The sequence below is a fragment of the Photorhabdus sp. RM96S genome, assembly GCF_042879335.1.
GTDB classification, from domain to species: Bacteria; Pseudomonadota; Gammaproteobacteria; order Enterobacterales; family Enterobacteriaceae; genus Photorhabdus; species Photorhabdus kayaii.
Genome location: NZ_JBHFKT010000008.1, coordinates 84319 through 98013, shown reverse-complemented (window position 1 = coordinate 98013; position 13695 = coordinate 84319). Strand labels below are relative to the sequence as shown.

Annotated in this window: 12 protein-coding genes; 7 read left to right on the top strand and 5 right to left on the bottom strand. The window is 43.3% G+C overall.

Annotated elements, in window-relative coordinates:
• The first annotated feature begins 59 nt into the window (after nt 1-59).
• From ACGF49_RS07130 to ACGF49_RS07110, 5 genes are read left to right on the top strand one after another with little or no spacing between them, the layout of a single operon-like run.
• The gene (locus tag ACGF49_RS07130; RefSeq protein ID WP_387490311.1) at nt 60-2804 is read left to right on the top strand and encodes a phosphoenolpyruvate synthase; all 2745 of its coding nucleotides are present in this window, start codon (nt 60-62) and stop codon (nt 2802-2804) included.
• Nucleotides 2797-3852 carry a hypothetical protein gene (locus ACGF49_RS07125; protein ID WP_271858844.1) on the top strand — a complete coding sequence of 352 codons (1056 nt, stop codon included), beginning with the start codon at nt 2797-2799 and terminating at the stop codon, nt 3850-3852. Before ACGF49_RS07130 ends, ACGF49_RS07125 begins: the two co-directional genes overlap by 8 nt.
• Nucleotides 3849-5435 (top strand): fatty acid CoA ligase family protein, encoded by a 1587-nt coding sequence (locus ACGF49_RS07120; protein ID WP_113041620.1) that lies wholly within the window; start codon nt 3849-3851, stop codon nt 5433-5435. Before ACGF49_RS07125 ends, ACGF49_RS07120 begins: the two co-directional genes overlap by 4 nt.
• Entirely contained in the window at nt 5432-6055 is a 624-nt protein-coding gene (locus ACGF49_RS07115) for a phosphatidylcholine/phosphatidylserine synthase (protein WP_113041621.1), read from the top strand. Before ACGF49_RS07120 ends, ACGF49_RS07115 begins: the two co-directional genes overlap by 4 nt.
• Nucleotides 6045-6587, top strand: coding sequence for a CDP-archaeol synthase (locus tag ACGF49_RS07110; RefSeq protein ID WP_113041622.1), 543 nt, complete (start codon nt 6045-6047; stop codon nt 6585-6587). Before ACGF49_RS07115 ends, ACGF49_RS07110 begins: the two co-directional genes overlap by 11 nt.
• Nucleotides 6588-6696: 109 nt before the next feature.
• Here the strand turns inward: ACGF49_RS07110 and ACGF49_RS07105 are convergent, their stop codons facing one another.
• The 5 genes from ACGF49_RS07105 to ACGF49_RS07085 all read right to left on the bottom strand — a co-directional run bounded on the left by ACGF49_RS07105 (nt 6697) and on the right by ACGF49_RS07085 (nt 11010).
• Nucleotides 6697-6984 (bottom strand): helix-turn-helix transcriptional regulator, encoded by a 288-nt coding sequence (locus tag ACGF49_RS07105; protein WP_113041623.1) that lies wholly within the window; start codon nt 6982-6984, stop codon nt 6697-6699.
• Nucleotides 6977-7294 (bottom strand): type II toxin-antitoxin system RelE/ParE family toxin, encoded by a 318-nt coding sequence (locus ACGF49_RS07100; RefSeq protein ID WP_113041624.1) that lies wholly within the window; start codon nt 7292-7294, stop codon nt 6977-6979. Before ACGF49_RS07100 ends, ACGF49_RS07105 begins: the two co-directional genes overlap by 8 nt.
• A 446-nt stretch (nt 7295-7740) precedes the next feature.
• On the bottom strand, nt 7741-8886 hold the full coding sequence (locus ACGF49_RS07095) for an ABC transporter permease (RefSeq protein ID WP_113041625.1): 1146 nt from the start codon (nt 8884-8886) through the stop codon (nt 7741-7743).
• Nucleotides 8886-10031 carry an ABC transporter permease gene (locus tag ACGF49_RS07090; protein ID WP_228899468.1) on the bottom strand — a complete coding sequence of 382 codons (1146 nt, stop codon included), beginning with the start codon at nt 10029-10031 and terminating at the stop codon, nt 8886-8888. The genes ACGF49_RS07095 and ACGF49_RS07090 overlap by 1 nt, the downstream gene beginning before the upstream one ends.
• Nucleotides 10032-10038: 7 nt before the next feature.
• The gene (locus ACGF49_RS07085; protein ID WP_387490304.1) at nt 10039-11010 is read right to left on the bottom strand and encodes an HlyD family secretion protein; all 972 of its coding nucleotides are present in this window, start codon (nt 11008-11010) and stop codon (nt 10039-10041) included.
• A gap of 237 nt (nt 11011-11247) precedes the next feature.
• On the opposite strand from ACGF49_RS07085, the gene ACGF49_RS07080 reads away from it, so the two are divergent.
• On the top strand, nt 11248-12951 hold the full coding sequence (locus ACGF49_RS07080; protein ID WP_113041628.1) for a sensor histidine kinase: 1704 nt from the start codon (nt 11248-11250) through the stop codon (nt 12949-12951).
• On the top strand, nt 12948-13664 hold the full coding sequence (gene btsR, locus ACGF49_RS07075; protein ID WP_112894262.1) for a two-component system response regulator BtsR: 717 nt from the start codon (nt 12948-12950) through the stop codon (nt 13662-13664). Before ACGF49_RS07080 ends, btsR begins: the two co-directional genes overlap by 4 nt.
• Nucleotides 13665-13695 lie beyond the last annotated feature (31 nt).

Here is a 13695-nt window from a genome sequence, read left to right as displayed (position 1 = left end):
ACGTACAAATAAGAGCATGATGTAAGCAAGGTATACTATTGCTGTATTGGTGGAACAATATGAAATATCTCTACACGCAAGATAACGCTATTGCATTGCCGGAACATTCCTTAGGTGGAAAAGCGGCTAATTTATTATGGCTTACGCAAAACGGTTTTCCTGTACCTAATTATTGGGTCATCAGCAGCGAGGTACTTAATAGCCTACTCATCAACGATACGTTTGCAAGCAACATCATAGAGCAGTTGGCTACCGTACCACATGATATCAGCCAGGAAACACTCGACGCTATTGCCGCGCCATTGCGTCAGTGGCTACAGTCGATTCCATTACCTACTAAATTAGAAGAAGAATTAGCTCTCTTGTCAGAGAATCACCCAGATGAATTTTTCGCTGTTCGCTCATCAGCCATTGGTGAGGATGCCGCCAATGCTTCTTTCGCCGGGCAGATGGACAGCTACCTATTTCAGCGGGGTAAATCAGCGCTTGCCAATAGCTTACGTGCCGTGATGGCCTCAGCTTTTAACACGCGTGCATTACAATATCGCCTACACAAACGGCTACCGATGGGCAATATCAGTAGTGCTGTCATCATTCAGAACATGGTTGCCGGTGAGGTTTCCGGTGTCATGTTTACTGCACACCCTGTTACGGGTAGCAGGCAACATTGCCTAATCTCATCCGCCTGGGGCACCGGAGAAGGCGTAGTTTCCGGCGAATGCGATACCGATGAATTTTCAGTTCATCTCACCACACCTGAGATCGAACGTCATATCACACAAAAAGAGACAGCAACTGTTTTCAATACCACCAACGGCAGCGGTACAGTAACAATACCCGTCGCGAAAGAAAAACAGTGGGAACCGACCTTACTCGATAATAAAATCTATGCATTACGAGATATTGGCAAAGAAATTGCAGCAGCTCAAGGGTGTCCACAAGATATCGAATGGACGATTCAAAACCATCAAATCTTTATTCTACAGACCCGGCCAATAACCCGATTGCCACGTCTGGACGATAAAAGCGAACGTCATATTATTTTCGATAATTCCAATATTCAGGAATCTTATTGTGGAATAACAACACCACTGACTTTCTCTTTTGCCCGGGCAGGTTATGCCACCGTTTATGAACAGACAATACGTGCTTTAGGTTGCTCAGATAAACAGGTTAATCAGCATCGTTCTATGCTGGAAAATATGCTCGGCTTAGTTAAAGGTAGGATCTATTACAACATCAACAATTGGTACAAAGGACTCCTATTACTTCCCGCTTTCCAAACCAATAAAAAAGATATGGAAAGAATGATGGGGCTAGAAGATCCGGTTGATTTTATTGAAGATCAAGCACTTTCGCTGGGCGATAAAATAAAAAAACTGCCAAAGATGGGATGGGCGCTTCTGCGCCTGCTATATGCTTTCAGAACGATGGATCAGCGGGTAGAACTATTTTTAGAACAGTTTAAATGGCATGCCGCCGCTATAAAACAAGCAGAGCTGCATACTTGCAACAGCGGCCAACTGATCGAAAAATTAAAATATCTGGATGAACATCTGCTACGACGCTGGACGACACCGATCTTAAACGATTTCTACGTGATGATGTTTAATGGCCGTGTACATCGGGGGCTAATTGCTGCCGGTATTGAAAACTCATCTGCATTATTAGGTGATCTTCTTTCTGGGGATGAAGATATCGAAAGTACCCAGCCGACCAAAGTGCTGTTAAAAATGTGCCAATATGTACGCCAGCACTCTGAGTTATGCAGCCTATTGATCCACGGTGATGCTCGTACCCTGTTGACCCAAGTACACCAACTCGATGAATCATTCCACCAGCAGTGCATTGATTATATTAAAAAATATGGCGATCGCACGATGGGTGAATTGAAGCTGGAAACCATCACACTAAAACAAGATCCCAGTTTTTTATTTCTGATACTAAAAAACTACCTTGCTATCGATACCCTCACACCAGAGACGTTATCCAGCCGGGAAAGAAAATTGCGTACTCAAGCCGAAAATACCGCATTTCAGCAAATACAGGAACGACTCGGTTCCAAGCGGATGAACGCCTTCAAAAAGAATTTGCAAAAATTGCGTCAAGCAATACGCCACCGGGAAAATATGCGCTTCACCCGAACTCGCATGTTCGGGCTGTATCGAGATATCTTCCTACAACTTGGTCAGGCATATGCCTTAGAAGGGATACTCGCTGAACCCCGCGATATTTTTTATCTCACGTTAGAGGAGATCTACAGCGGCTACGAAGGAACAGCAATACAGACCCAACTTAAGCCTTTAGTTGCTATGCGCAAGCAAGAATATGCCAACTACGAAACAGAGGATGAACCAGCTCATCACTTTTTCATTAGAGGTTCACTGTATCAGCAGCAAGATTACAGCTATCCCTATCAGGAAAAACAGGCCCCTACTGATAGCAGCGTGCTACAAGGCATAGGTTGCTACCCAGGGCAAGTTGAAACAACTATCCGATTAATTAAAAACCCACAAGATGAAATGTCGCTGGCAGGGCAGATCCTGTGTACTGTACGCACCGATCCCGGTTGGGCACCGTTATTCCCTACAGCAGGTGGATTACTAATCGAACGCGGTTCCACACTTTCACATTCCGCCGTTGTTGCTCGTGAACTGGGGATCCCCGCCATCGTCGGCATTCCCGCCGTCACACAAATTTTGAAAGATGGCGATCGGGTAAACATGGATGGAGCAACTGGGACTGTTGTCCGCTTGCACGACACCACTGTAGAAGAGCTGACATCAAGGAGTGAACATGTCTAATATCTTCATAGGAGAATGGTCTCCAGCCAATCCACTACCTGAAGGTTTTCTTGACCTTCCCCCCAGTATTTATCGCGATTGGCCGCTATGGCCTGGTGAAGACCGGGAAAAAGTACAACAGCAATTCAGCCTGAAGAATTCTTGGTTTAATCACAGTAAAGCCTGGATTGGCTGCATTCCAGGGAAAGCCCGTCTTGTCGGCTTTTTAGTACCTCATAGAGTTGATGGCCGATCTGCCGCATTTTTTGGCTTTTGGGAAACTGATAACGACATAGCAAGCAACACCATGTTGTTTAGCGCTCTAGAACAATGGGCCAAGGAAAATGGTGCGTGCAATCTCTACGGGCCGATTAACTTTTCAACTTTCGGACACTACCGCGTTCGACTTGATCATTTTGATGTGCCTCCCTTTGAACATGAGCCTTATAACCCTCCTTACTATCACCTTTTGTTGAAAGAATTAGGGTTTGATATCCGTTATCGCTATACCTCGATATTCGACGATACCCAAGCAATAGAAGGCAACTTTCGGCAGGCTCATCAACGCGCACAAAGACTTCCTGATGTTCCAGCGACATTATTGCCGCTAACGCCTGAATTATGGATGCAAGAGCAAGTTAAACTCTATTCTTTTATCGACTCGGTGTTTGGTGAGAATTTCGCTTATACCACCCCGTCTTGGGCCACATTTCAGCAGCATTGTGGTAAGGAGTTTATCAAACCTTTTTGCCATTACCCTGCGTCATTTCTGGCTAAAACTCCTAGTGGCGAAATTGCCGGGATAATTTTGAGTCTGTCAGTCCTGCAAAAAGGTCAGCCCGCTATCGGGTTGCTGAAAACCGTGGCAGTCGCACCGCAATACCGGCGCAGTCGGCTGTACAACACGCTATACCACTCATTTGAACAGAGTGCCAGACGTATTCACCCTCGTCTAGGAGGGGCCATGATGCGTGAAGATAATACATCGCTCAAAACCGCAAAACGGCTTTTCAATACACCTGCTGCCACCAAGCATCAATATGCGCTTTATTACAGGAGGATCGCATGACAAATATTTGTCAACCAATTGTCGATGCAGCCCAAAAACATCCTGAGCATTTAGCCCTGCAAACGCCACATTCACGGGATCATAGTAACGGTTTAAGCTTTCAGGAGTTTTTTTCTCACGCCTCCCATTTCCAGTATCAGTTAACTCAAGCTGGGTTCGTCGCTGGCGATCGCTTGTTAGTGATTATCCAACCAAGCTTAGTACTTTATCCATTGCTTATCGCCATTCTGGGGCTAGGACTAGTTCCCGTTATGCTTGAGCGCGGGCTTGCCAAAAAGCAACTGAGGGAGATACTACGCCACAGTAAATTATCGGCGGTGATCACTCAACCTACATTAGGAAAATTCTGGTTTCTGATCCCTGAACTGTGGCGACTGCGACGTTTTGTCATCGGACAACGTATCTTGGGCATGAAAGTGCTGGAAACACCCAATCAACATTTACCACTGAGTAGCTTTATCTGCCGAGATTTACCGTCGGATACAACTGGGTTAATTACCTTTACCTCGGGTTCTACCGGCACACCCAAAGGCGCAAACCGCACTCATGACAGCTTGCTAGCACAACTTTATGCCATAACAGCACTTTTTATCGAAGGGAAGAATGAGATAGATCTACACAGTTTCCCCGTTATGGTGCTGCACTCATTATGCTGCGGCAACAGCAGTATTCTGCCTGATTTTGACTTTGCCCATCCCGCAACTGTCGATCCGCAGAAGATCGTCAAGCAAGTGCAAGACAAAAGTGTTACATGCCTCAGTGGTGCTCCCGCCTATATGAACAAAGTCACCGGTTATGCTAAGAGCAAAGGGTTGTCATTCCCCAACGTGCGAACAGTCATCGTAGGTGGTGCGCCTGCTAACAAGGCTCTGCTTGAAAACTGCCTGACCGTCTTTCCATATGCTCGGCATTTAGTGGTCTATGGTTCCACCGAGGTTGAACCGATCAGTACCGTCGAAATGACGACTCAATTAAACCACTGGGCAACTCATGATGGTTATCTGGTCGGAAAACCGGTTACACAAGCAGAAATATGTATCCGGGAAATAACGGCTAACCCCCAACAAATTACCCCACTAGCTGCCGGTAATGTCGGTGAAATCTTGGTTGCCGGGCCTCATGTGCTCAAAGACTATATTGATAATCCTCAAGCAACGAAAAAAAACAAACTCCCACGTAAACAGGGAGGCATTTGGCACTGTACCGGTGACATCGGCTATCTGGATACGACAGGACAGCTCTGGCTACTTGGGCGGGTAAAAGACAAAGTGGTGTTAGATGATGGTCATATCATCCATCCCTACGTACTGGAAAAAAGGATCAATGAACTGCCAGGGGTCACTCAAAGCGCATTCGTGTTACATCCTTTAGGTGGAGCCGCCCTGATACTGGAAAGTGCCACACTACCGACAGATTTACCCGCTATTTTAGACGAGCTGGATCTCACGCAGGTTACTCGTATTTATTGTGCTAATCCTATCCCTGTTGACATTCGTCATAACAGCAAAATAAACCGCATCGCGCTGATCAATATGCTCGGTAAAGGCCAATTATCTTCCGTTCCACACAAGGAAAAATTATGAATAATAATCATTTCATCATTCATCTAAACAAAGCAGACTATATTACTATCGTTGGGGCGGTCTTTAGCGCGCTTGCCGTCGCAGCCGCATTACAACATTGGTATTATTTAGCTATTGCGTTTTTGTATCTTGCCATGCTTGGCGATGCGCTTGATGGCATGCTAGCCAGACACTTAAATATTGCGCGCCCATTCGGTCGTTATCTTGATGGATTTATGGATCAACTTATTTACTTGATCTCTCCAGCCATTATCCTCTACCTTTCCGGTTATCAATCTTGGTATTCCCTGTTTATTATCTTAATGATCATTAGCGGTTGCCTGAGATTATCCGTATTTAATGAAGTCGGAAATATTCAGGATGAAGATCGACTCTCCTACCTTGGTATGCCGGTATTCTGGAGCTTATTTATTGTCAGTGGTTACGCTTTGGTAGGTTTGGTGGCAACGCCAGGGCTGACCCATCTTTTACTGACATTAGCGCTTCTTGCATTCAGTATCGCCATGCTATGGGATCGCCCGTTTTATAAGTTCAAACATCTCAGTACTATCGTCAGTACAACACTTGCAGGGTTTGTTTTATTTACAGGTCTTCATTTCTGGAGTTTTTATGCTCAATAGTTTTTATCACGCGGGGATTTTACTTATCCCCGTTATCCTTGGTGGTTGTTTACATATGGTGATTGTGACGAAAAACTATTTTTCCTGCTGGGCTATTCCAATACATCAACGTTATTTCGGTCGCAACAAGACCTGGCGCGGTTTTATTGTTGTACCCATTATTACCGCGCTATTTTCACCGCTGTGGTTAATACTCTGTACCGAAACACAGGACACCATTATTCCACGGACGATTGGATCCTGCTTATTTACCGGGTTCCTAGCGGGTTTAGGTTACGTTCTTTTCGAATTGCCAAACTCCTGGTTGAAAAGGAGACTCGGCGCCCCACCGGGACAACATCCGAAGCAAAATAAGCAGTTGTTTATTTTATTCGATCAACTTGATTCTGCTATTGGTATTACAATGGCCTATTTTATTTGTCTTAATCTTACTTATATTGATGCGTTTTTCATTTTCCTCTGGTTTTTAATCAGCGCTTTTATCGTTAAAAATATGCTGTTTTTACTTTCGCTGAAAAAAACCAGATTCTAGTCAGAAAATTCGATGGAAATACCGCAGCAAAACGGCTTCCTTTAACGGAAGCCTTTTAGAACAAGCAAATCTTAAATATCACCACCAACGGAACACACATTCTGTAGTATTACTTCGCAGTTAAAGATAACTCAACACCACATGCAGCAGCATAACGTTTAAGTGTGTGCCAACTAGCTTTCGTTACATTCTTCTCAATACGGGTAACCGCAGACGGGTTAATTCCCATCCGTTTAGCCACATCTACTTTTTTTAGACCTGCCTTTTCCCGCCATTCAGTGAGCTGTTCTAGCAACTCATATTCTTCTGTGGCCTCAGCATAGGCTTGCAGAGCTTCCGGTGTATTAAGAAGACGTTTTCTCACTTCCGAATGTGAGATAGGAGTTACTTTAGCCATGTGTCATATCCTCCAGTCGTTTCAGCGCTAACTCTATTTCAGGTGGTGGAGTTTTATCTCCTTTTTTCACAAAACATCGTAAGATGTAAATCCGCTTCCCCTTTTGGAACACAAATAGTGTCCTCGCGATGTCTGAACCCGAAGCCCGTAATTCAAATAAACTATCCCGAACGGGTCTTGTTAACGGGTAGCGTAGCCCGTTGCCACGTTGCTCTAACTGGTCCAGTAATCTTGCCATCTTACCCCGAAGCTCACCCGGTAAATCTTCTACTTCCTCAGCAGCTTCCGGATGATACAAAAGTTCAAACATCTTTCGACCTCCTTCAACCGGGTTGAAATTAACTTATACGTGAAATTCATGCAAACGATAAATTAATTTATAGGGCAAAAGATCGGATTTTCGTACAGAAATCAGCTAAGAATACCGAAACAATCCGTTTTACCAACAATGACTTTGGTATATCACGGATAGTATTTCCATAAGTATTTTCCATCTCATATCGGTGAAATTGACCGTTCCTGACAACACACCAAACTATCATTGGTTCTGTTATATGATTCTGAAAAAACAATACATAGAGAGATATTTAATGGTAAGTACTAATTATTAATGTGATTACCATAACTTAATCTATCCAACTGAATTACATAGATAAAAAATCATAATGAGTATAAAAATAGAACATATATACACCACTCTATCTGGTCATTTTTCTATCGCACTAGAATAAATCACGAATTAGGAAACATAAATCATCACTTAAATACCCTATGCAAATAATAGGTTATTTTCCTGAATTCACCATTACGCACCATACCTATCAAAATTCCTAGCAGGGTATAAACCACACCAAGAACCAGCATCATAGCGATATCTCCCAATACATTCTGTACTGGCAATCCCATCTGGTTAACACCAGCAATCGCTTTTGTTGCCCAAGTAGACGGTAAAACAGAAGAAATTACTCTCACCCAATCAGGCATTGCCTGCACCGGCCAGACTGTGCCGGAAATATAGAACACAGGCGTGGTAAGCAAAGCGATCGTTAAATAGATCATTTCTACACTGCGCATACACTCTGTTACTAATTTCCCTAATCCGAGTACTGCCAACATAAACAGGAACGTCAGCATTAATAGCAAAGGAATAGACGCCTCCTGCCGATATCCCAACACCCACGGCCAAAGCACAAAAAAGATGATGGAAAGAAAAAGCCAAATCGGTAATAGCGCCGACAGCGCTCCCAAATAGACAGGCAATGGTGGTTTACCTTTCGGTGTACCACGTATCGTAATACTGACCCGCACACAAGATATCAATAACGAGTGTTGTAATAACATCACCAACAAACCGGGAAAAACAATTGCGGCAAAACTGACACCAGGGTTAAATAATCCAATAGCTTCACTACGAATCGGCATTAATAATAATTTTGTCTGTTCAGGACTAAAACCATATTTCAATAATAATTTGCTGTTATATTCGTTTAGCAATTGCCGGTGAGCAGAAGTCAATTCTTGTTGAATTTGTCCATTAGCAAGACGACTGGTTGCATCGCCATAAATCGGAAAGGTGATATTTTTTCCATTAAGGATATTTTTCTCCAGATCCGCCGGGATGATGATAATCGCAAAAATTTCACGTAGCAGTAGATCGTGACGAGCACCAGCCAAATTGTCATAGCTATGGACAGCAATTTTAGCCGTAGAATTAATCTGGCGTATCAAAGCGCGACTAGCAGAGCTGTGATCTTGGTCGATCACAGCAACCGGTAGATCCCATACTGTTGGCCGGACATATACCAAACTCATCATACACAAGGAAACTAGCATCAACATCCACATGGGCTTTTCCAACATTCCCATTAATACCCGGCGAAAAGTTTGCCAATACATCTGCATTATTCATCACCCTGTGGCAAGCCAAGCCGTTTAAATAACCGATTTCGTACTAACAGAAAGCAAACGACCGGATAAATAAGCAATAAAGCACAAACAGATAAAATACCCAGTAAAGAAACCTCACGCAGAAAAATATCAAACATCGCATTTAAAGCATGCGTCAAAGGCTCAATATTGGCAATTATCCGCGCCGGCAATATCATTGATAATTCTGGCACTGACATACCTGAAAAAGTTGTCGCAATACTGACTAGCACTCCGATTAAACTGTAAGCCGTCAGTGTGCTATTAGTGAAAGTAAACAACAACAAGCCAATACTTTGAGCGGCAATGACATAGAAGAAACCCACTATCACCATATATATTGGGTTACCATTCACTTTTGCATCAAATATACCAATCAGAGCCGCCAATTCTACGATTAGCAACAAAGTAAAAAACAGGGTATAAGGTGCTAATTTTCCCAACAACGCGAAAGTAAATGGTTTCATTGTCATCAGTGTCTTGCTGCGTGCCATGCTATAAATCGTGCAGGTTACAACAAAAAGCTGTAACAAATGAATTGTGGCCGCAAACTGCTGATAATAGATGTAACTACCGCTGGCATTAAAAAGGCTATCATAAACGAGCGTGACATTAGCTAATGGAGGTAACTGATGGCCCATTTCCGTCGCTAATATAGAACGGTACTTCGCATTAATCTCTGCCATTAATCCACTGAAATCCTGAATAGAGTAACTTCCAGCACCATAAAACAACGCGTTGTAATACATACGCACGGTTGGCTGGTCACCTCTGAGCGCATTAGCTTCAAAATCGTGCGGGATATAAAGTAAAGAGTAATCCTTAGCACTACCAAGCCGTTCAAGAGATTCATGCAATCCGCCATCATAAGATTTAATCTGCGCATGGGAAGCCGCATCCAGGTTACGTATTAGATGACGTGACAGCGGACTCTGATCATTATCAACCACCGATACTGGCAGATTGAGCAATGTCCCTTCTGAGAAATTAGCGCTGATAAGCACAAATAGCATCAACGGGAATAACCAGCTTAACCAGTGAAAAACTGGACTACGAATCACAGCCCGGATTTCTTGGCTAAAAGCACGCTCGAAACCACGCCATGCAACCTTGCTCCGCATCAGTCACCTACTTATCCCAACGCCACAATGCACTCATACCAGGACGTAAACCTTTAATAGGCTGTAAGGAATACAAGCGCACTTCAAAGGTTCTTAAATCGAAATCACCGGTGGCACGAGTGGCACGTTTAGTCGCGTAATCACCCATTGGTGAGATATAACGAACTTCGGCTTCAATCTCTTTATCACCTAGCGCAGGTATACGAAGTTTGACTTTATCCCCTTTGTGCACCTTTGCCAGAATGTCTTCCCGCAGGTTATAAATAAAATAAGCTTCTGGTACACGGATTAATGTCACTAAGGGGCTATTAGCACTAAATAATTCACCAACTTCTGCCGGAATCGGCCCAACTTCCCCCGCGACAGGTGCTTTGACCTGCAAATCATTACTCTGGGTTTGTAACTCAATCAGTTGCTGTTCAGCCTGACGTAAAGCCGCTGCATATTTCTGACGCAGTTCAATCCTGTCACCATGCATACCTTCATCCAATACCGCTTTTGCACTCTGCATTTTCTGATAGGCAACATCTCTACTTCTGTGAGCATTATCTAGATCGTTCCGTGAAACATAGCCTTTAGATGCTATATTCTGAATACGATCATATTCACGTACCGCGTTATCATATTCGGTCTGAGCTTGTGCCAAACCCGCTTCCAAATTTCGAATACTTTCTTCACGTGTTCCATGAAGAGATTGTTCCAACTGCGCTTTGGCTTGATCACGAGCAGCTTCTAATGAAGCAACCTGGGCCAGTAATTCAGGGCTTTCGAGAGTGATAAGCAACTGGCCTATTTTAACATCATCTCCTCGTTCAACGTGACGTTTAATCACTCGTCCCTTAGCTTTAGATGCCACAATCACTTCCGGTGCATCAACTTCACCTTGCAACAATAAATATTGGTTATGGGAACGAAATAACACAGCCATTGCTGTGAGCAAAATAACCAGTAAGATCGTAAAAAGTGTTCTTTTTTTCATGATGTCTTACACATCCAAAATTACCCGACTCGAAACTAACGCTATAGCTTCGCATTGTTCTACGGAAAATTTCTTATATGTTTGTGCGTATAATCACTGATAGAAAGGAAAACGCTTTATAATAGTGTCGTGGTTTATGATTCTTGTCAAATATTAACCCACTTAAACTAAACTTTTAATAATATTATTAGCTGTTTCTGTAAACTAATAACATCCATAAATCCTCCCGGAAAGTTTATGTACGAATTTAATCTTGTGTTGTTATTACTACAACAGATGTGTGTTTATTTGGTTATCGCCTGGCTACTAAGTAAAACACCGCTATTTATTCCACTATTACAAGTGACTGTACGTTTACCTCATAAGTTGCTGTGTTATGTTACTTTTTCCATTTTTTGCATTATGGGGACTTATTTTGGTTTGCATATAGGTGATTCCATTGCCAATACCCGTGCTATTGGCGCTGTCCTTGGCGGACTTCTGGGTGGACCCGGTGTCGGCGCACTGGTGGGATTAACCGGTGGGCTGCACCGCTATTCTCTTGGTGGGATGACCGCTTTCAGTTGCATGATATCGACCATTATTGAAGGTTTAATCGGTGGCATTATTCACAGCTATCTGATGAAACGTGGTCAGATAAACCGACTGATTAATCCCTGGACAGCCGCTATCGTCACGTTTTGTGCTGAAATAATACAAATGGGCATTTTACTACTGCTCTCTCGTCCATACAGTGAAGCATTAGCGTTGGTCAAAAATATCGCCGCCCCCATGATCGTCACCAATAGTATCGGCTCAGCAATGTTTATACGTATCCTGCTTGACCGACGCGCGATATTTGAAAAATATACCAGTGCATTTTCTGCCCAGGCACTAAAAATCGCTGTCTATACCGAAGGTATTCTGCGAAAAGGATTTAATGAAAATAACAGTATGAAGGTAGCGAAAGTTATTTATCAACAACTGGAAATAGGCGCAGTGGCTATTACAGATAGAGAAAAACTCCTGGCGTTTATTGGTATCGGTTCAGATCATCACCTCCCTGGAACACCTATTTCTTCAGAACAATCCCGTCGAGCAATTGAAAATAATGAAGTGGTTTATGCCGATGGCAATGAAATACCTTACCGTTGTTCAATCAATCCAACCTGCAAACTCGGTTCCACCTTGGTCATTCCGTTACAGGGAGAAAATCAGCAAGTTATCGGCGCAATCAAACTTTATGAAGCCAAAAACCGTCTGTTCAGCTCAATCAACCGCCCCCTAGGAGAAGGTATTGCCAGTTTGTTATCCGCCCAAATCCTCACAGGGCAGTATGAACGTAACAAACAATCACTACTTCAATCAGAAATTAAGCTGCTTCATGCGCAAGTGAATCCTCACTTTTTATTTAATGCCTTAAATACCCTGCAAGCAGTGATCCGACGGGACAGTTATCAAGCAGGTCAATTAGTACAATATCTCTCAACCTTTTTCCGTAAAAACTTGAAACGGTCAGAAGAGATTGTCACGCTGTCTGATGAAATAGAGCATGTGAATGCTTACTTACAAATTGAGAAGGCGCGTTTCCGTGAGCATCTGCAAATAAATATTGAACTGCCGGAATCTCTGATTCACGCCAAATTACCCGCTTTTTCTCTCCAGCCAATAGTAGAAAATGCGATCAAACACGGCACATCACAGTTATTAGAAACCGGCAGGGTTACTATTCGTGCTCATCAGCAGAATCAATTGTTGATACTGGAAGTGGAAGATAATGCTGGTCTTTATAAATCGGTCTCTATGGGGGATGGACTAGGAAAGAGTCTGGTAGATAAACGGCTACGACTTCGCTATGGTGAAAATTATGGCGTGCAAATAGATTGCCAGCCAGAAAAATTTACCCGCGTAATTTTATACTTGCCACTCATTAAAGAGGCTAATAAAACTGTGTGCATATGAATATATTAATTGTTGATGACGAACCGCTTGCGCGAGAAAACCTACGTTGTTTGCTAGAAGAAGAACATGATATTCAAATTATTGGCGAATGCGCCAATGCCGTTGAAGCCATTGGCGCCATACATCATCTAAAACCCGATGTTGTATTTTTGGATATCCAGATGCCACGTATCACCGGATTGGAAATGGTTGGTATGCTAGATCCAGAGCATCGTCCCTATATTGTTTTCCTGACCGCATTTGATGAATATGCAATACAAGCGTTTGAAGAGCACGCATTTGACTATTTATTAAAACCACTGGAAAAAAACCGTCTAACCAAAACCTTACAACGATTACGGCAAGGGTATCAGAAACAGGATATTTCCACCCTGAAAGCAGAAGAGCCGTTGAAATATATCCCATGCACCGGCCACAGCCGAATCTGGCTTGTGCGGCTGGATGAAATCCTTTATGTCACCTCCCGCCCAAGTGGAGTTTATGTTATGTGTACCAATGGGCAGGAAGGATTTACTGAACTAACACTTCGCACATTAGAAACCCGCACACCAATGATGAGAAATCATCGTCAATATCTGGTCAATATGACCCATCTGCGCGAAATCCTATTTGGTGATCACGGACAGGCCGAACTGATTCTACGCAATGGCAAAACTATCCCCGTCAGCCGCCGTTATTTGAAACCATTGAAAGAGGCACTAGGATTGAAGTAACCGTGACACTCATCATCTTTTCAGCGGGTTA